The sequence below is a fragment of the Curtobacterium sp. 260 genome (assembly GCF_030803485.1).
GTDB lineage: Bacteria > Actinomycetota > Actinomycetes > Actinomycetales > Microbacteriaceae > Curtobacterium.
Window position 1 is genome coordinate 28,018 of the sequence record NZ_JAURUY010000007.1, and the last position, 16,728, is coordinate 44,745.

At 71.6% G+C, this 16,728-nt stretch carries 18 protein-coding genes and 1 pseudogene; 9 read left to right on the forward strand and 10 right to left on the reverse strand.

Annotation, left to right across the window (positions count from 1 at the left end; translation table 11 throughout):
- Nucleotides 1-4: 4 nt before the first annotated feature.
- Nucleotides 5-1,057 (reverse strand): BLUF domain-containing protein, encoded by a 1,053-nt coding sequence (locus J2X59_RS09935; protein ID WP_251160267.1) that lies wholly within the window; start codon nt 1,055-1,057, stop codon nt 5-7.
- A 345-nt stretch (nt 1,058-1,402) separates the two neighbouring features.
- On the reverse strand, nt 1,403-1,792 hold the full coding sequence (locus tag J2X59_RS09940; RefSeq protein ID WP_251155433.1) for a MerR family transcriptional regulator: 390 nt from the start codon (nt 1,790-1,792) through the stop codon (nt 1,403-1,405).
- A 290-nt stretch (nt 1,793-2,082) separates the two neighbouring features.
- Between J2X59_RS09940 and J2X59_RS09945 the strand changes: the two genes are divergently transcribed.
- Nucleotides 2,083-3,231 carry an MFS transporter gene (locus tag J2X59_RS09945; protein ID WP_326496560.1) on the forward strand — a complete coding sequence of 383 codons (1,149 nt, stop codon included), beginning with the start codon at nt 2,083-2,085 and terminating at the stop codon, nt 3,229-3,231.
- Nucleotides 3,232-3,274: 43 nt separating this feature from the next.
- On the opposite strand, the gene J2X59_RS09950 is transcribed toward J2X59_RS09945, so the two are convergent.
- Nucleotides 3,275-3,655: a MerR family transcriptional regulator gene (locus J2X59_RS09950; protein ID WP_251155512.1), complete on the reverse strand. Its 381-nt coding sequence runs from the start codon at nt 3,653-3,655 to the stop codon at nt 3,275-3,277.
- Between the two features lie 187 nt (nt 3,656-3,842).
- On the opposite strand from J2X59_RS09950, the gene J2X59_RS09955 reads away from it, so the two are divergent.
- The 4 genes from J2X59_RS09955 to J2X59_RS09970 all read left to right on the forward strand — a co-directional run bounded on the left by J2X59_RS09955 (nt 3,843) and on the right by J2X59_RS09970 (nt 6,772).
- Nucleotides 3,843-5,363, forward strand: coding sequence for a SulP family inorganic anion transporter (locus J2X59_RS09955; RefSeq protein WP_326496561.1), 1,521 nt, complete (start codon nt 3,843-3,845; stop codon nt 5,361-5,363).
- Nucleotides 5,364-5,512: 149 nt separating this feature from the next.
- Complete coding sequence (locus tag J2X59_RS09960; protein ID WP_066654131.1) at nt 5,513-5,716, forward strand: LacI family DNA-binding transcriptional regulator; 204 nt, start codon at nt 5,513-5,515, stop codon at nt 5,714-5,716.
- 134 nt (nt 5,717-5,850) lie between these two features.
- Nucleotides 5,851-6,345: a GNAT family N-acetyltransferase gene (locus tag J2X59_RS09965; RefSeq protein ID WP_326496562.1), complete on the forward strand. Its 495-nt coding sequence runs from the start codon at nt 5,851-5,853 to the stop codon at nt 6,343-6,345.
- A gap of 19 nt (nt 6,346-6,364) precedes the next feature.
- Nucleotides 6,365-6,772: an NUDIX domain-containing protein gene (locus tag J2X59_RS09970; RefSeq protein ID WP_326496563.1), complete on the forward strand. Its 408-nt coding sequence runs from the start codon at nt 6,365-6,367 to the stop codon at nt 6,770-6,772.
- A 20-nt stretch (nt 6,773-6,792) separates the two neighbouring features.
- Here the strand turns inward: J2X59_RS09970 and J2X59_RS09975 are convergent, their stop codons facing one another.
- Both J2X59_RS09975 and J2X59_RS09980 read right to left on the reverse strand, forming a co-directional pair.
- A complete protein-coding gene (locus J2X59_RS09975) occupies nt 6,793-6,957 on the reverse strand; it encodes a hypothetical protein (RefSeq protein ID WP_326496564.1) in 165 nt (54 codons plus the stop codon).
- Nucleotides 6,948-7,334 carry a hypothetical protein gene (locus J2X59_RS09980; protein ID WP_326496565.1) on the reverse strand — a complete coding sequence of 129 codons (387 nt, stop codon included), beginning with the start codon at nt 7,332-7,334 and terminating at the stop codon, nt 6,948-6,950. Before J2X59_RS09980 ends, J2X59_RS09975 begins: the two co-directional genes overlap by 10 nt.
- A 104-nt stretch (nt 7,335-7,438) precedes the next feature.
- Between J2X59_RS09980 and J2X59_RS09985 the strand changes: the two genes are divergently transcribed.
- Nucleotides 7,439-8,461 (forward strand): App1 family protein, encoded by a 1,023-nt coding sequence (locus tag J2X59_RS09985; protein WP_326496566.1) that lies wholly within the window; start codon nt 7,439-7,441, stop codon nt 8,459-8,461.
- A gap of 238 nt (nt 8,462-8,699) precedes the next feature.
- Nucleotides 8,700-9,161 (forward strand): hypothetical protein, encoded by a 462-nt coding sequence (locus J2X59_RS09990; protein WP_326496567.1) that lies wholly within the window; start codon nt 8,700-8,702, stop codon nt 9,159-9,161.
- Nucleotides 9,162-9,239: 78 nt separating this feature from the next.
- Here J2X59_RS09990 and J2X59_RS09995 read toward each other — a convergent pair whose 3' ends face one another.
- Nucleotides 9,240-10,787, reverse strand: coding sequence for a family 20 glycosylhydrolase (locus J2X59_RS09995; protein ID WP_326496568.1), 1,548 nt, complete (start codon nt 10,785-10,787; stop codon nt 9,240-9,242).
- A 165-nt stretch (nt 10,788-10,952) separates the two neighbouring features.
- Nucleotides 10,953-11,705, reverse strand: a complete 753-nt coding sequence (locus tag J2X59_RS10000; protein ID WP_326496569.1) for an inositol monophosphatase family protein — start codon at nt 11,703-11,705, stop codon at nt 10,953-10,955.
- Between the two features lie 117 nt (nt 11,706-11,822).
- Between J2X59_RS10000 and J2X59_RS15905 the strand changes: the two are divergent.
- Nucleotides 11,823-12,323: pseudogene (locus J2X59_RS15905) on the forward strand (DUF6611 family protein); the annotation flags it as partial.
- A gap of 147 nt (nt 12,324-12,470) precedes the next feature.
- Here the strand turns inward: J2X59_RS15905 and J2X59_RS10005 are convergent.
- The 3 genes from J2X59_RS10005 to J2X59_RS10015 all read right to left on the reverse strand — a co-directional run bounded on the left by J2X59_RS10005 (nt 12,471) and on the right by J2X59_RS10015 (nt 15,892).
- The gene (locus tag J2X59_RS10005) at nt 12,471-13,403 is read right to left on the reverse strand and encodes an acetamidase/formamidase family protein (RefSeq protein WP_326496570.1); all 933 of its coding nucleotides are present in this window, start codon (nt 13,401-13,403) and stop codon (nt 12,471-12,473) included.
- Entirely contained in the window at nt 13,400-14,848 is a 1,449-nt protein-coding gene (locus tag J2X59_RS10010; RefSeq protein WP_326496571.1) for an APC family permease, read from the reverse strand. The genes J2X59_RS10005 and J2X59_RS10010 overlap by 4 nt, the downstream gene beginning before the upstream one ends.
- A 129-nt stretch (nt 14,849-14,977) precedes the next feature.
- Nucleotides 14,978-15,892 carry a proline iminopeptidase-family hydrolase gene (locus tag J2X59_RS10015; RefSeq protein WP_326496572.1) on the reverse strand — a complete coding sequence of 305 codons (915 nt, stop codon included), beginning with the start codon at nt 15,890-15,892 and terminating at the stop codon, nt 14,978-14,980.
- 84 nt (nt 15,893-15,976) lie between these two features.
- Between J2X59_RS10015 and J2X59_RS10020 the strand changes: the two genes are divergently transcribed.
- A complete protein-coding gene (locus J2X59_RS10020) occupies nt 15,977-16,708 on the forward strand; it encodes a FadR/GntR family transcriptional regulator (protein WP_066654162.1) in 732 nt (243 codons plus the stop codon).
- The last annotated feature ends 20 nt before the right edge of the window (nt 16,709-16,728 follow it).

The window sequence follows — 16,728 nt, forward strand, 5'->3', positions numbered from 1 at the left end:
GGCGCTAGCGGGTCCCGGCGCCGGGCGTGTCCCAGTACGACGGCTGTTCGTACTGCTCGGACCACCCGCGACGCATCCGCGTCGCCGCGCGGTCGAACGCGTCGACGAGGTCCGTGTCCGTGGTGAGCAGCGCCTGCAGGCGGAGCCCGTCGTACAGCGCCAGCAACTGCTGCGCGCCCCGGACCGGGTCCATGGTCGCCGGCTCCCGTCCGTCGCGGACGTCCGCTGCGAGCCCGTCACGGATCGACTGCCGGAACCGCCGGTAGGTGGACCGGTGGTAGTCGGCGCCCTCCACCGTCGGGTCAGCGGCGGACGCGAGACTCGCGGCGAGGAGTTCCATCAGTGCCGGCTGCTCCGCGTGTGCAGCGAGCAGGGCGTGCAGGAACGGGACGGTGCCCTTCTCCGCCATCAACGGCACGAGCGGCGCCGCGATCGTCTGCGTCCACCGTTCGACGGTCGCGGCGAGCAGCGCCCGTTCCGTCGGGAACGCCGCACGGACCTCGTCGGCGTCCATGCCCGCGCGCTCAGCGACGACGTCGAGGGTGAACCGGGAGACGCCGCCGTCGTGGAGCGCGGCGATCGCCCCGTCGATCGCGCGCGTGCGCGGTGCTTCGTCCGCTTCGGCCGTCCGGCTCGTCAGGGGTGCCAGCGGGTGCTTCCGGAACCACTCCAACAGCCCTCGCGCCCGGGTCAGGCCGAACATGGGGTCGGCTGGCTGGCTGGGGCCGAACAGGTCACTGAATCCCGGGACCTGCTGCATCAGCGGATCGAGCGGCTGGAACGCCATCGACCAGTCCGGGAACGACCGCTGGGCGACGGGCTCGTCCGCCAGGATCCGGACGTTCGTGTGCCGAGGGTCACGGCGGACCTGTTCGAAGCGGACAGCAACGGTCTCGTCGTCGCCCTCGATGATCCCGAGGCAGTTGTCACCCTTGTGCGCCAGGATGCCCGTCACACCGAGGGCTGTGTTCTTCTCCCGCCCGACCGCGAGGATCTGCGCGAGCTCGGTGTCCGTGATCGGACGGGTCTGTGTGCTGGTGTACACGATCGAACGCATCGGTGCTGGTCTCCCTGCCGTAGTGGAACACGGTGCGCTCTCGAGTGAACTGCCCTGTCTACTGCTCCGCAACCCCCCGACCGGGCGCGGACAGTGGTCATCCCGTGAACGCCCCCGTGCAGGAGTTGCGGACCGGCCGGAGACGGGCGGGACACGGGACACGGGAAGCAGTGCCTGGCTGCAACCCGAATGCAGCCAGACACGACACCGTCCGGATCACGAGTCCGGTACGGGGACCATCGAACCAGGCCGTGAGGAGGCCTTCGAGACCCACAACGCGGGGAGAACGACCGTTCCCCGGCGTGCCTCGCTCGTCGGCCGATCGCCTCGCAGGTGCTCCGGCGTTCACCGCTCGCGGAGGATCCCGAGGAACTCGTCGGCCATGCCGAGGTGCTGTTCGAGCTTCGCGCGCCGCTGCTCGGTGTCGCGGATGTACTCGTCGAGCTGCCCGCGGAGACGCGCCTGCCCGGGTCCGTCACCGACGACCTCGAGGGCGTCGACGACGGCGAGCAGTTCGGCCATCTGTTCGAGGGAGAAGCCGAGCGGCTTCATGCGACGGATGATGAGCAGCCGGGCGAGGTCGGTGTCGGTGTAGAGCCGGAAGCCGCCCTCGGTCCGGCCGGACGGGTGCAGGAGACCGACCTCGTCGTAGTGGCGGATCGTCCGGTTCGACAGGCCCGTACGGTCGGCGAGCTCGCCGATGTGCATCGTCGTCGGTGCGGCTCGCTCCGTCATCGGCTTCTCCTTCGTGGTCCTGCTGGGCTCTGGCGAGCGTAGCGCCGTCGTGTCCCCGGCCCCTGTACCAGGTATCGACAACCCTTCCGTGGCGGTAGGGTTCGGGAGTCCCCAGTGAGAGCGAGCGTGGCATCACATCCTCCCCGAACACATCTGACATCACCCTGCCCACCCCGGGTGCCGTCCCACCGGCGGATCCGACAGCGACGCCGCCCGGCCGGACGGCGAGGGGTGTACGTGGCTGGTTGCCGTGGGTCGCGGTGATCGCTGCGGGCGGTGCCCTGTCGGTCATGAGTGCGCCGGGGCAGACGGCGGGCCTGTCGGTGTTCACGGACCCGCTGATCCGGGAGCTGGGCATCTCACGGACGGAGGTGTCGACGAGTTACCTCATCGGCACCCTGCTGGGTGCGTGCGTCCTGCCGTTGACGGGTCGAGCGTTGGACCGGTGGGGCGTCCGGCGGATGACGATCATCATCGGGGTCGCGTTCGCCGTGTTCCTCGCCGCGTTGAGCTTCGTCGCGGGGATCGTCGGCCTGACGGCTGGGTTCGTCGGTGTGCGCATGGCAGGGCAGGGCGCGCTCTCGCTCGCCGCGACGACGCTCGTCGCCCGCAGCATCGCCGACCGACGGGGCCTCGCGCTCGGGATCGCGTCAGGGATCGGCTCCGGGGGGATCTCCCTGGTGCCGGTGTTCGTCGAGACCCTGATCGCGGGCACCGACATCCACGTCGCGTGGCGGGTGGAGGCGGTCGTCGTCGCCGCGGTCGTGATCCCGATCGGATTGCTCCTTCCGCGACGTACCGCCACTGCCCAGGGCAGGAAGTCCGCGGAAACTGCCGGTGGCGGGCCGGTGTGGACGCTCCGGGAAGCGGCCGCCACCGGCATGTTCTGGACCATCGCTGCCGGGCTCGCGGTGTCCGGGATGCTCAGCACCGCGCTGGCCTTCCACCAGGTCGCCGTCCTCGGCGAGCAGGGCCTCACCCCGGGGGAAGCGGCCGCGAACTTCCTCCCGCAGACCGTCACCGGCATCGCCGCGACCCTGCTCACGGGCGCGCTGTCGGACCGCATCCCGCCGAAGTTCGGCGTCACCATCGCGATGACGACCCTCACCGGCGCACTCCTGCTGCTCCCGATCGTGCACACCGGGTGGACCGCTGTCCTCTACGGGCTCGTCCTCGGCGCCGCCGGCGGAGCCCTGCGTGGCATCGAAGCCGCCGCGTACGTCCGGTACTACGGAACGGCGAACATCGGCGTGATCCGCGGCGTCGCGACCGGGACGAACCTCGCCTCGACCGCGTTCGGACCGCTGCTGCTCGCGCTCGGCCACGACGTCGCCGGCGACTACACCACCCCGGTGCTGGTCGCCGCGATCCTGCCGGCAGTCGTCGCCGTCGTCTCCGTCTTCGCCCGCGCCCCACGTCACCCGGCACTGCACAGCTGATCGGCCAGCGGCACGCGAGTACCAGCGGCCGCCCGCGCGCGGGTCAGTGCGCGCGGAGTTCGTCGAGGAACTCGTCGACCATGTGCAGCTGCTCCTGGAGGCGCCCTCGTCGTGTCTCAGCGTCCCGGATGAACGCAGCGACCCGCGAACGGACCGCGGTCAGGTCGACGTCGGGCTGCGCTTCGTCGAGCATCTTCACCGCGTCCACCAGGATCCCGGCCTCCCCGAGGGAGAACCCGAGCGGTTTCATCCGCCGCACCATCAGGAGTCGGGCGACGTCGTCCTCGGAGTACAGGCGGAACCCGCCTTCGGTGCGGCCGGACGGGTGCAGCACCTCGGCGGCGTCGTAGTCGCGGATCGTCTTCACACTCAACCCGGTGCGCTCGGAGACCTCGCCGATGTGCATCAGGTACTCGTTCGACATCGTCACGTCGTCACCCTCCACTTGCGCAACAACCCTTCCGTTGCGTTAGAGTCGAACCATACCAACCTTCCCGCAACGGAAGGGTTGGGCCTGGCCGGACGCTCTGCCTCCGCCGGCCGTGCGCGATGACGCGCCCCACGACAGCTCTCGCGGGCGCAGCGCCCGCACCCCCATCCGAAGGAGACCCGTGACCACCGTCACGCAGTCGGTGCCCGTCCAGGTGCACCACAGCCCCACCGTCCTGTCCGCACTGCGGAACCCGAAGATCCTGCTCCGTGAGGTCCTGGCCGGCCTCGTCGTCGCCCTCGCCCTGATTCCCGAGGCGATCTCGTTCTCGATCATCGCCGGGGTCGACCCCCGCGTCGGCCTGTTCTCGGCGTTCGTGATGGCTGTCGTCATCTCCTTCGTCGGCGGCCGCGCCGCGATGATCACCGGCGCCACCGGAGCCATCGCCCTCGTCGTCGCCCCCGTCGTCGAGGAACACGGCCTCGACTACCTCATCGCCACCGTCCTCCTCGGCGGGATCTTCCAGCTCGTCCTCGGTGGGCTGGGCGCGGCGAAGCTCATGCGGTTCGTGCCCCGGTCCGTGATGGTCGGCTTCGTCAACGCGCTCGCGATCCTGATCTTCACCGCGCAGCTGCCGAACATCATCGGCGTCTCCTGGCTCGTCTGGCCGATCGCCGCGGCCGGTATCGCGATCATCGTCCTGCTGCCCCGACTCACGAAGGCGATCCCTGCACCCCTGGTCGCGATCGTCGTCCTGACCCTGGTGACCGTGTTCGCGTCGATAGCCGTCCCGACCGTCGGCGACGAGGGCAAGCTGCCCGACAGCCTCCCGACCCTGTTCATCCCGAACGTCCCGGTGAACCTCGAGACGCTCACGATCATCGCCCCGTACGCCCTCGCCATGGCGCTCGTCGGGCTGCTCGAGTCGCTGATGACCGCGAAGCTCGTCGACGAGGTCACCGACACCGGTTCCCGCAAGACCCGCGAAGCCCTCGGGCAGGGCGTCGCGAACATCGCCTCCGGCCTCTTCGGCGGCATGGGGGGCTGCGCGATGATCGGCCAGACGATGATCAACGTCAAGGCCTCCGGCGCTCGGACCCGCATCTCGACGTTCCTGTCCGGCGTGTTCCTGCTGGTCCTCGTCGTCGGGCTCGGCGACGTCGTCGCGATCATCCCGATGGCAGCCCTCGTCGCCGTCATGGTGATGGTGTCGGTCGGGACCTTCGACTGGCACAGCATCAAGCCCTCCACGCTCAAGCGGATGCCGGTCGGCGAGACGATCGTCATGGTCCTCACCGTCGTGATCGTCGTCGCCACCGACAACCTCGCCATCGGCGTGATCATCGGTGTGATCGCCGCGATGGTCGTCTTCGCCCGCCGCGTCTCCCACTTCACCAACGTCTCGCGGAGCATCGAGACGCTCCCGACCGGTGAACAACACGCGCTGTACACCGTCGAGGGTGAGCTGTTCTTCGCCTCCTCCAACGACCTCACCACCCAGTTCGACTACTCGGACGACCCCGAGCTCGTGATCATCGACATGACCAGGTCGCACGTGTGGGACGCCTCCACCGTCGCCGCGCTCGACTCGATCGAGACGAAGTACAACCAGCACGGCAAGCGGGTCGAGATCCGCGGCATGAACGACGCCAGCCGGGCCTTCCACGGCCGCCTCGCCGGGAACCTCGGCGCCGGCCACTGAGGCCGCTCCGACCTCCGCCCGGCCCCGACCCGGGGCACCGAGTGAACGGGCGGAGCAGTGAGGCCGGTTCCTGATCCACCGGCTTCGCGGCGGGCACCGTCACGTCGTCCACGGACGGTGCCCGCACCTCACGTCGACGGGAGCCAGCTGTGCCGAAACCACCCACCATCCACGACGTCGCCGCCGCCGCGCACGTGTCACACCAGACCGTGTCCCGCGTCCTCAACGGCGCCACCAACGTCCGACCCACGACCCGCTCGCGCGTCGAACACGCGATCCAGGCGCTCGACTACACCCGCGATGACCAAGCCGCAGCACTCGCCCGCCGCCCGCGGCGACGGACGACCGACTGACGACGGTCGCCCCCCTGACGCCCACGGCCCCTCCGGCAACTCGCCGTCAGGGGCCGTTCGTGGCTCAGCACGGTGTCGTCCGGATCGACGCGTTGCTCGTTGACCTGCGAGACGTGCGGTGGGAGGCTCGCTCGATGCGAGGGAGTGAGCGAGCGCTGAAGCTCCGGCCCACCACGCCTGACGACCTCCTCGAGGTGCGGGCACTGTTCCGCGATCCGGCGTTCGAGGGATGGGGCGGGCCTGGGTTCCGGTCCGACTCGCAGCTCCGGGAGAAGTACCTGGGCGCTCGTCTCCCGGACGTCGAGTGCTTCCTCGTCGAGGTCGACGACCGAGTGGTCGGCTTCACGCAGTTGTACGCCGATGGATCGGGCGCCGGTACGGACCTCATCCTGCTGCCCGCGGAGCGTGGTGCGGGTGTCGGTCGACAGGTGGTCGAGGCCCTGCTCGAGCGGGTCCGGGCGAGCGGCAGGACCCACTTCGAGGTCGACCCGTCACCCGAGGACCGCGGTGCGGTCGCGTTCTGGCGAGCTGTCGGCTTCCGAGGTCGAGGTCGAGGTCGAGGTCGAGGCCGAGGCACCCTGGCGTACCCACTCCAGGAGACGGACGAGCAGCAGAACGTGGTGAGCTGAGGTCGTGCGCATCCGATCAGTGGCAGTCGTCGTCCGCGACGAGCGGGTGCTCGTGATCGAGCGACGCAAGGACGGGCGGTGCTACTGCGTGCTCCCCGGTGGCGGCGTCGAAGCGGGCGAGGACCTCCGTGCGGCCTGCCGCCGTGAGCTGCTCGAGGAGACCGGTCTCGACGGTCAGGTGGGCGACCTGCTCGACGTCCCCGTGGAGAGCGACACACCTGCCGTGTACTTCACGGTGCGGGTGAGCTCCGCGGAGCTGTCGCTCGGAGGCCCGGAGCTGCAGCGTGCCTCGGAGCGCAACGAGTACGCCCCGACCTGGATCGCCGCGACGTCGCTCGACGACGTGCACCTCGTGCCCGCTGAGGCGGTACAGGCGGTACGTCTCGTCCTGCGCGCCACCTCGCCATCGTCCGAGCCGCTTCGGTAGCCGACCGCCCAGCGGACGGTTCAGCCGTCGGGGCTGCGCCGGGTCAGGTCGTTGCGACGGGAGAAGTCCTCGAGGGCCGCACGGTCCGACAGGAGGACCTTCGGTCGTCCGAACTCGTCGAAGGCGTGTCGGTACCGGAGCCGGTTCGTCCTGGCGGGTCCGAGCATGAACCGGATCATCTCCATGCGGAGACGGTCGCGAGTGCCCTCCAGGCTCCGGCGCGGTCGGGTTCGAAGAGCGTCCGGCGGACGTACCGGACGACGCTCGCTGCCGGCGAGGCATCCAGGACCACCAGGCCCGTCGCCCGCCGGAGCCGCTCGGGGAGCCAGCGGGAGTAGTTGCCGTCGATGACCCACCGATCGGTGCGCACCACCTCGTCGTGCATCAGCTCGAACTCGTCGTCCGGGCGCTCGACCCACTGTGTCCCGGGCAGGTGCCGGTACTGGTCCAGATGGATCACCGGAAGGGAACGGACTCGGCCGACGGCCGCCGCCAGGGTCGACTTGCCGCTGTTCGACGGCCCCAGGATGCAGATCCGCTGGCCGAGGTCGTCGAGGTCCATGTCGCGAGTCTTCCACGGGCACGTCGACGGTCCGGCTGCCCTGGATCGTCGGTGATCACCCGTCGGGCAGTCCCCGGTCGACGCTGCCCCCGTACGGTGGACGGGTGTCATCGTCGCTCCGCAGCCCGGGGACCTCGCGTCCGAAGCTCCTCACCGTCACCTACGTCGTCGTGACCGGTGCCCGCAAGTGGCTCGCTCGCGGACTGACGCAGCTCGGCTGGCGCCCGGCCCTGCTGCCGTACTCCGGCTACGCCGACGCGCAGCAGGGCCGTGTCCTGGCCCGGGTGGTGCTCGCGCCGGCATCGGTCGACCCGGCCGCCCGACGTGGGATCGCCGCATGGCGTCGGCTGCTGACGGTGGAGCGCCCCGACGTCGAGGTCGAGGTCGAGCTCGGCGGCACGACCACGACGGCGATCAGCGACGAGCAAGGGCTCGTGGACGTGAGCGTGGCGCTCGAGCACTCGTCGGGGTCTGCTCCCGAGGACGCCGTCCTGCGGCTGCCGGGGCGAGCGCCGACCCGTGTGCCGATCCACGCCGTCGCAGGCGGGTCACACCGGGGCGTCGTCTGCGACATCGACGACACCGTGTGGGTCACGGGCATGTCGAACCCGCTCGCAGCCGCCCGACGGACGTTCTTCGGCAGGAGTGCGACGCGGAAGGCCGTCCCCGGCATGGCCGAGCTCGTGCAGGACGTCGTCCGTGGTCAAGGTCAGCCGACGGTCGTCTACGTCAGCAACGGTCCGTGGAACTTCGCGGGGATCGCCTCGCGGTTCCTGCAGCGCAACGGGTTCCCGGCCGGCACGCTGCTCATGACGGACTGGGGGATCACGCCGACGCACTGGTTCCGGGACGGGAAGGAACACAAGCGGTCCTCCCTCCTCCGGCTGCGCGAGGACCTGCCCGACGTCTCCTGGGTGCTCATCGGCGACGACGGCGAACACGACCCCGAGCTCTACTCGGCCTTCGCTCGCGAGCACCGCGACGCGGTCGCAGCGATCGCCATCCGTGAGGTGCAGGAGTCCACGTCGGGGCGTGAGCAGGTGACGCTGGTGCACGGTGTGCCCGTCGTCCGGGGCCGCGACGGGAACGCGCTGCTGCCGTTGCTGCGCCGAGCGCTCGAGCAGTGACCGGCAGGACGGCGACGAGGACGACTGCACCCGGCTCCTGCGACTCCTGACCCTCGAGCAGTCGTGGACCGAGGTCGTCGACCTCCTCGGACAACTGGGCTGGGTGCGCTGCGGCACGGGGGACTGGGCACACGCGTTCCGATCGCCGTCCGGCCGACTCGCTGCCCGGATCAGCCCGTTCGACCCCGCCGGGCCGTACTCCGCGATGCTCTACCGACGGGCCGCACACACCCGTCAGGTGCCCGCGCTGATCCACCACCGCGTGATCGACGGCGGAGCCGACCTCACCGTCATGGAGTACCTGGAACCGGTCTCCGTCGCGATCGGCGCACGCTTCCACCAGGCGCTCGCCGGTCGGGAGCCGTCCGTCGCCGTGCTGGCGGACGTGATCGGCGAGGTGCACGCGCGGGGTGCCGCCGAGCAGCCGTGGTGGGGGCCGCTCGACGACAACCCCGCCAACGTCATGCGGGGCTCCGACGGGAGGCTCGTCGTCGCCGATCTCTTCTACCCCGACGGACCGGCGCTCTACGCCGCCGCGCGGACGGACCCGGACCGGATCGCACGTGACTACCCCGAGCACCGTCGGCGGCACATGACCGAGCTGCCGCTGGCGAGCTCCGGCGGCTGGCCGCCCGGGGACGCCGAGGAGATCCGGGCGCTGCTCGCCGACGCGGACGCGCGGGCAGCGGAGCCCCGGTGAGGTCCGAGGCGCGGTGCGGTGCGGTGCGGTCTCCGCAGCGTGGCACCGACACCGTCCCGCCGCCCGGTCGGCCTGTCGTCAGGACCCCGCTGTCTCGAGCATCGCGAGCACGTGCGGCGCGCTCCACCGGAACAGCGCGTCCGACGGCGGCGACGCGAGGTCCTCGCCCCAGATCGCGACCGCCGCGCCCGACATCGGTGCGGCGAGCCGCGACCCGGAGTCACCGTCCCACGTCCGCAACGACCAGTGGGCACGCAGGTCGGCCGCCGTGTACGCACTGTCGGCGGGGTCGAGGTCGGTCGGCACCTCGTACAGGTAGTACGAGTCGTAGTTCAGCAGGTCGGTCCCCACCGCCGCCAGGTCGTCCGCGCCGGCTCGGTGTGCTCGGCGGTCGCGGCGCTCCGCCGGGTCCTCGGTGTCGCCGTCGAAGCTCCAGTACGTGACGTGGATGCGCGGGTCCAGCCGTCCGACGACGGCCCGGTCGATGCCGTCGTTCCAGGCCCAGACCTCCCGGTCACCGACCGCGGCGGCCATCGAGTTCAGCCACGCGACCCGCTGGGCCGCGGTGGCGTCGTCGCCCCACTCGTCGCCGCCGATGTGCACGGTGCGGCTGGCCGGGAAGGTCCGGGTCACCTCGCGCAGCAGGTCCGCGGCGAGGCGTGCACTCACCGGCACCGTGACGTCGAGTTCGCTCTCGTCGGCTCGGATCCGGTCGACCCAGCGCGCACCGTGCCGGGCCTCGAGCAGGGCGAACGCCGCGGCCATGTGACCCGGCGTGTCGATCTCGGGCACGATCGTGATGCCGCGCCGTGCCGCGTGGTCGGCGATCTCGTGTGCCTGCGCGGCGCTGAGGAAGGGGCGGCCCGTGACCCGGCTCGTCCACACGCCGTCCTCGAGGTCGGCGTTCGCCGTGGTCTGCCCGAGCACCGCACTCTCGATGCCGACGTTCTGGTCGTCGGTCAGGTGCAGGTGCAGGAAGCGCCCACCGTCGTCCGCGAGCAGGTCGACGTACTGCTCGATCAGCGGGACCGGGTAGTACGCGCGAGCGACGTCGAGCATCACCCCGGTGGTCGGTCGTGCGGGTGCGGACCGGCCGGTCCTGACCGAGGCGGCCGACGCCCGGCAGCCGGCCGCCGCGTACGCACCGGTGCAGGCGCGGACGGCGTACGTCCCGGCGGGTGCGCGTGCCGGCGCCCGGTGCGACACCCGGACGGTCGTGCTCGCCCCGGCGGCGAGCGAAGGGATCCCGACGTGCCCGAGCGTGTACTGCCGACTGCCGGCGGTCAGCGAGAGCCAGGCGTCGCGGGCCGGCTTGCGGGTCGTCGAGTGGTTCGTGAAGCGCAGCGTCGTCCGGACGGTCGTGCGGGTCGCCGTGACGATGCTGCTCGCGGTGAGCTTCGTCGCGGTGACGCTGGGGGCGCGCCCTGCGGTGCCGGCTCCGGCGGGGTCGCCGCTGGGCACGAGCGTGTCGACACCCACCAGGACCGCCGCGCACGTGACGATCGTCAGGGCGAGCGCAGCGGCGCGAGCTGCGCGGCGGCGACCGGGACCGCGGCGACGCGGGGGTCCGCTCTCCGCGGGTGCGCGCGACCCCTGACGTTCCTCGTCGGATCCTGCACGCGCCACGACGTCCCACCCCTCGGTCACCGCGCCGTGCACGGGGGTCGTGCTGTGCGGTCCTGCTCCGATCCGGGTCGAGCAGACAGGCCCGACTGTAGCGGAGCGCGGACGCGCTGCGGGCGCAGCCGAGCCGGCCGGGTCACCGCCGGTGGCCGGTCCTGCGCCGGGTCCTCAGCCTGCGCCGAGCAGCTCCGCCGCCTCGCGCACCGCGGTCGGGGCCCCGGCGAGGTGCCAGTCGTGCCCGTGGGCCCGGACGACGGTGGCCGCGCCACCGGCGCCCTCGACGAGCGCCCGTCCCGGGAGCCAGTCCCAGTCGGCGCAGTCGGTCTGCACCCAGAGGCCGATGCGCCCCGCTGCGACGTCCACCAGGTCGCAGGACCCCGATCCGCTGATCCGGACCGTCGCCGCCGCTGCCAGGAGTGCCGTCATGGGCGCCGCCTCGGCGGCGCGCAGGTGCGAGCTGTTGAGGAAGGTCGCCACGCTCGTCGCGGCGAGGGCCACGTCCGGCACCGCCGGCACGGCCTCGCCGTCACGGGTCGTCACCCCGTCCGACGCCACCCACGTCTCGTCGGCGAGCGGACGACGGACCGCACCGACCCGGAGCACGCCGTCGACCTCGAGCGACACCGCGCTGCACCACGCGGGCAGGCCGGCGACGTAGTTGAACGTCCCGTCGATCGGGTCGACGGTCCACCGGCGTCCGTGGGTCGCCTCGGACCGGGCGCCCTCCTCGCCGAGCACCCCGTCGTCCGGGCGGTGCTCGAGCAGCATCCGACGGACCAGGTCCTCGGCGGCGCGGTCGGCGGCCGTGACGAGGTCGGCGGCCGAGGTCTTCCGCTCCGCGTCGGTCCCGTCCCGACGCATGTCGGCCGCGAGGCGCGCGGCATCGGTCACGAGGGCGGCGGCGAGGGCGTGGTCGTCCATCCGGCAACGGTAGCGGGCGACGGGCAGCGTCAGGTCGGTGCACGGGAACCGGTCCGCAGCGTCAGGAGACCGTGAGGACCGGTGCGGTCCTGGTCGGTCCGTCGCAGGGTGGACGACGTGGACGAGCACCCGGACCGAGATCGAGACCGACACCCGCACCGCACCCGACGGACCGGCTGGCACCCCTGGGGGCGCTGCACCGTGCAGCCCGTCTCCCGCGCACTGTGGAGCGGCCGGACGCTCGAGGTGCACGCACCGGGGACCACCGCGGGCGAGCTCCTGCTGCTCCGAGCGCTCCAGGTCTGGGGTGCGGCCGGCGCACTCGTGGCGGTCGCACTCGTCGTGGCGCTGCACCGCGTGCCCGCGGTCGGCCTCGTCGTCGCCGTCCTGCTCTACGTCGCCGGTCCCGTCCTGCTCGTCCGGGCGACCCGGCGGGTGCGTCCCGGGGTCAGACGCTTGACGGTCACGGTGTTCCACGGCAACGGTCAGCCGGAGGTGCACGGCGACGTCCGGCTCCTCGAGGCCTCGCTCGACCTGCTCTGCCTGGTCGAGGACGCCGTTCGTCGCGGACAGGTGTCCCGCGTCGAGTACGAGCAGGTCTGGGGACAGGTGTGGCGGGCGATGCCCGAGCCCGCAGTGCGGTCCGGAGGCCGACCGCGGTCCTGCGAGGTCGCGCAGCGGCGTGGGACGCACCGCTGGTGCCGCGGGGACCGCCGGACGGGAGGCCCGTGGCTGCCCCGCCCCGCGCCTCCCGTCCGTCGTCCGCTACAGGACCGCCTTCGGCACCCGGTGCAGGGTCACCGCCCCGACCGCTGCGAACGGGTGCAGCGGGTCCGGGTCGCCGGAACCGGTCGGCCCGCCGAGCTTCGAGTCGCCGACCGCGCTGAGCACCGCGTAGGCGTCCTCGGCCGTCCACCCGTGGTCCTCGACGAGGAACGCGAACGCGTCCTCGTAGCCGCGTCGGACACTCTCCTGCACGGGGTCGCCGAGCCCGACGAAGAGCCACTCGTCGTCGGTCTCGATGCGCGGTGCACGGATCGGCCGACCGCCCTGCAGGAGGTCGACGGAGACGATCGCGGTGCCCTGCGCCTCGATCGCGACGAAGGACGACTCGCCCTCGGCCATGATCGCGTGGATGTCCCCGATCGACAGCAGGGCACCGGGCACCCGGACCGGCAGGTACACGGTCGAGCCGGGACGCGCCTCGGTGACGTCCATGTTCCCGCCCTCGGCGTACGCCGGCATGATCGTCGAGTTCGTCCCCGATGCCGGTGCGACGCCGACGCAGCCGATCATCGGTCGGACCGGGAAGGCGTGCCGGTCGGTGACGTGCACCACGCCGTCCTCGATCGGGCAGCGACGGGCGAAGACGCCCTCGGGCATGACGTGCTGGAGCGCGCCCGATCCCGGCAGCGACACCGACCACCCGTGGGTGGTGAGCTGGATGTCGTGGATGTGCACCGCGAGCACGTCACCGGGCTCGGCACCCTCGACCCAGACGGGGCCGGTGACCGGGTTGATCGGTGCCTGCAGCTGCGCCAGGTCGTGGTGCTCGTCGAGTTCGGCGTAGACGGCGTCCGTGGTCTCGAAGCCGATCGTCTCGCCGGTGCCCGGGGTGATCCGGAGCACGGGCTCCCGGTCGGCGGCGAACCCGGGCCGCCCGAGGCTGTTCGGCAGGAAGTGGTCGGGGGTGGTCATCGCTGGCCCTTCTCCGTGGTGGTGGTGTCGAGGCCGACGACGGACCCCTCGCCCAGTGTGCCGGGCTCTTCCGACCCGACCTCGGTCGAGCGGCCGGTCCGCCGGTAGTAGAGGAACACCGCGGCGCCGACGACGAGCCAGACGATGCCGCCGACCTTCGCCTCGACGGCGGCGTTGAGCAGGACGTACCCGATGATCAGGAAGCCGATGAGCGGCACGACGAGGTGCAGCAGCCAGTTCCGCGACTTCCCCTTCACGACGTGGTGCACGACGACCGACACGTGCAGGAGCATGAAGCCGAACAGCGCGCCGAAGTTCACGAGCGACGAGATGGTGTCGATCTGCCCGACGAAGAACAGCACGAGGATCGCGGAGAGCACCGAGACGACGATGATCGCGTTCTGCGGGACGAGCCTGCCGTTCAGCTTGTGCAGGAACGCGGGCAGCTGCCGGTCGCGGCTCATCGAGAAGAGCAGGCGACTCGTCGCGGCCTGGGCGGCCATGGCGTTCGCGATGCCGACGGCGAGCACGTTGACGGCGAAGAACGCGGTCGCCCACCCGCTCGAGGAGGCCTGCTCGACGATGGTGAAGAACGCGTTCCCTGCCTCGCCCTCCGGCAACGAGTCACGACCGCCCGCCAGCGCCGACGCGAGCCACGTCTGCAGCACGAACAGGAACGCGACGATGACGAGTGCCAGGACCATCGCGAGTCCGGCGCCACCGCGGCGGCCGGTGGACTCCTCGGACAGCGTCGAGATGCCGTCGAAGCCGAGGAAGCTCAGCACGGCGATCGACAGGGCGCTCGCGATGAGCGGTGCGGACACCTTCGACGGGTCCCACACCTGGTCGGTGCTGAACGAGGCGCCGGGCACGGTCCCGCCGGTCAACGCGACGATCGCGATGACGACGAAGATCGCCACGAAGACGAGCTCGATGAGCAGGAAGATGCGGTTCGCGAGCTTGAGGGACGAGACACCGAGCAGGTTGATCACGGTGTTGATCGCGACGAACACGAGTGCCCAGAGCCAGCGGGGGGTGCCGGGGAAGATGCCGACCATGCTCTCGGCCGCGAACACGTAGAGCAGCGTCGGGACGAGCAGGTAGTCGAGCAGGATCGCCCAGCCCGCGAAGAACCCGGCGGTGGGGTGGATGCCGCGGCCGACGTACGAGAACACGCTGCCGGCGAGGGGGATCGACTTCGCCATCTGCGCGTACGCGAGCGCGGTGAAGATCATCGCGACGAGGCCGACCAGGTAGACGAGCGGCACCATGCCGCTCGAGGCGTTGTAGACGGTGCCGAAGATCGCCCACGGGGCGATCGGCACCATGAAGACGAGCCCGTAGACGAGCAGGTCGGTGGTGGACACGGAGCGCTTGAGCTCCTGCTTGTAGCCGTAGGCCTCGAGCTGCTGCTGTGCAGAGAGCTCGCTGTGCTGCTGCGACATCGTGGTTCCGTTCGGGGAGACGGTGCGTGGGAGGGGGGGATGCCGGACGCCGGTCGGGTCCGGTGGAGTGTCGGCCGGGAGGCGCGTGGCGGGGTGGGTGCGTGCCTCCCGGCCGGCGGGCTGGTCGCCTCAGCCGGTGGGCTGGTCGTCGTGCTCGGCGAGGAACGCCGCGACCACGCGGCGGAACTCCTCGGGCTGCTCCAGGTGTGAGCAGTGGCTCGCGCCGGGGAAGACGTGCTGGCGGACGTCGGCGATGCGCTCGACGAAGGGCCGCCACGTGGCGGGCGTCGCCTCGTCGTGCTCACCGGCGACGACGAGGGTCGGGACCGCCACGCGGTCGAGTCGGTCGATGACCGTCCAGTCGCGCATGGTGCCGATCACGTGGAACTCGTTCGGCCCGTTCATCGTGTGGTAGACCGTCGGCTCGGCTTCCATCTGGGCCTCCGAGTCGACGAAGTCCTGCGGCATCGGGACGACGCGGCACACGTGGCGCTCGTAGAACACCTGCGTGGCGGCGAGGTACTCGGGGTCGTCGACGGTGCAGGCCTGCTCGTGCCGCGTGAGGGCGTCCTGCACGTACTCGGGCAGCTGTGCGCGGAGCTCGGCGGCGCCGTCGACCCAGAGCTGCATCGACGCGGGGGAGTTGCAGATTGCGAGGGAGCGCAGGTGCTCCGGCTGCCGCACGGCGATCTCGGAGCCGAGCATGCCGCCCCACGACTGGCCGAGCACGTGGTGGTCGCCGAGACCGAGGTGGTCCACGAGGGCCGCGTACTCGTCCACGAAGAGCTGCGGGGTCCAGTACTCCGTCGGGACGTCGGGTCGGTGGGAGCTGCGGCCACAGCCGAACTGGTCGTGGTGCACGACGGTGCGACCGGTCTCGTCGGCCAGCGCCGCGAGGTTCCGGAGGTAGTCGTGCGCCATGCCGGGGCCGCCGTGCAGGACCACGAGCGGGAGCGCACCGGGGGTCGGGGCGTCGGGTTCGGTGACGCGGTACCAGGTCTCGCCGTCCTGGAACGGCATCGTGCCTTCGGTGATGCGGGACATGACGCACAGCATGGACCGGGCAAAGGTTCTCTGCAATACCTTTTCTCGTCCTTTAACGTGGACGAAACGCAAGGAGGGGGCCGAGTGCCAGATCGCGCGACGGAGACCCGTGTCGACGAGGTCGAGGACCGGCTCGTCACCGCCGTGGCCGTCGGGGAGTACCTGCCCGCCTCCAGGCTGCCGCCCGAGCGTGAGCTCGCCGTGCTCCTCGGTGTCGGACGCGTGACCGTGCGCGCGGCCCTCGCGCGACTGGTCGACCGCGGCCTGCTCGAGACACGTCGAGGACGGGGCGGCGGGACCTTCGTCCGTTCGCAGTGGCCGGACTCGTCCTCCGACGCCGTCGCCCGGACGCTGCTCGCACGCTGGGCCGGCATCCGCGACACCACCGACGCGATCGCCCTGCTGCACGGCGCACTCGCCACTGCAGCGGCCGAGCGGATCACCGACGACGGCCGGACGACGCTGCGCACCCGGCTCGAGGACTTCCGCGCCGCCGCGTCCGGGCTCGAGAAGCAGCAGGCGGACGCGGTGCTGCACCGAGCGATCATCGACGCCGCCGGCAACGCCGTGCTCGCAGCGGCGCTCGCCGACCTCGAGTCGCAGGTGTCGATCGCGGCGCCCGCGCACCTCTGGGGCACCGCCGAGGGCATGGCCGAGATGGAGCACCGTGCCCTGCTCGAGCACGAGGGGCTCGTCGACGCCGTCTGCGCCGGGCAGTCGGTCGACGCGGGGGTGCTCGCACGTCGGCACGTCGGCATCGATCTCGAACTGCTCGAGCGGGCGATGCTCCGGGCAGGCCAGGTCCCGACCTCCTGACGGCGTCGGCGGGTCCGCGG

Bases quoted from the DNA above. Each gene is read 5' to 3' on its own strand.
- J2X59_RS10000 (WP_326496569.1), bottom strand. From the start codon at position 11,705: ATGGACGACCACGCCCTCGCCGCCGCCCTCGTGACCGATGCCGCGCGC.
- J2X59_RS09945 (WP_326496560.1), top strand. From the start codon at position 2,083: ATGAGTGCGCCGGGGCAGACGGCGGGCCTGTCGGTGTTCACGGACCCG.
- J2X59_RS09950 (WP_251155512.1), bottom strand. From the start codon at position 3,655: ATGTCGAACGAGTACCTGATGCACATCGGCGAGGTCTCCGAGCGCACC.
- J2X59_RS09965 (WP_326496562.1), top strand. From the start codon at position 5,851: ATGCGAGGGAGTGAGCGAGCGCTGAAGCTCCGGCCCACCACGCCTGAC.
- J2X59_RS10005 (WP_326496570.1), bottom strand. From the start codon at position 13,403: ATGACCACCCCCGACCACTTCCTGCCGAACAGCCTCGGGCGGCCCGGG.
- J2X59_RS09940 (WP_251155433.1), bottom strand. From the start codon at position 1,792: ATGACGGAGCGAGCCGCACCGACGACGATGCACATCGGCGAGCTCGCC.
- J2X59_RS09935 (WP_251160267.1), bottom strand. From the start codon at position 1,057: ATGCGTTCGATCGTGTACACCAGCACACAGACCCGTCCGATCACGGAC.
- J2X59_RS09980 (WP_326496565.1), bottom strand. From the start codon at position 7,334: ATGGACCTCGACGACCTCGGCCAGCGGATCTGCATCCTGGGGCCGTCG.
- J2X59_RS09975 (WP_326496564.1), bottom strand. From the start codon at position 6,957: ATGGAGATGATCCGGTTCATGCTCGGACCCGCCAGGACGAACCGGCTC.
- J2X59_RS10015 (WP_326496572.1), bottom strand. From the start codon at position 15,892: ATGTCCCGCATCACCGAAGGCACGATGCCGTTCCAGGACGGCGAGACC.
- J2X59_RS10010 (WP_326496571.1), bottom strand. From the start codon at position 14,848: ATGTCGCAGCAGCACAGCGAGCTCTCTGCACAGCAGCAGCTCGAGGCC.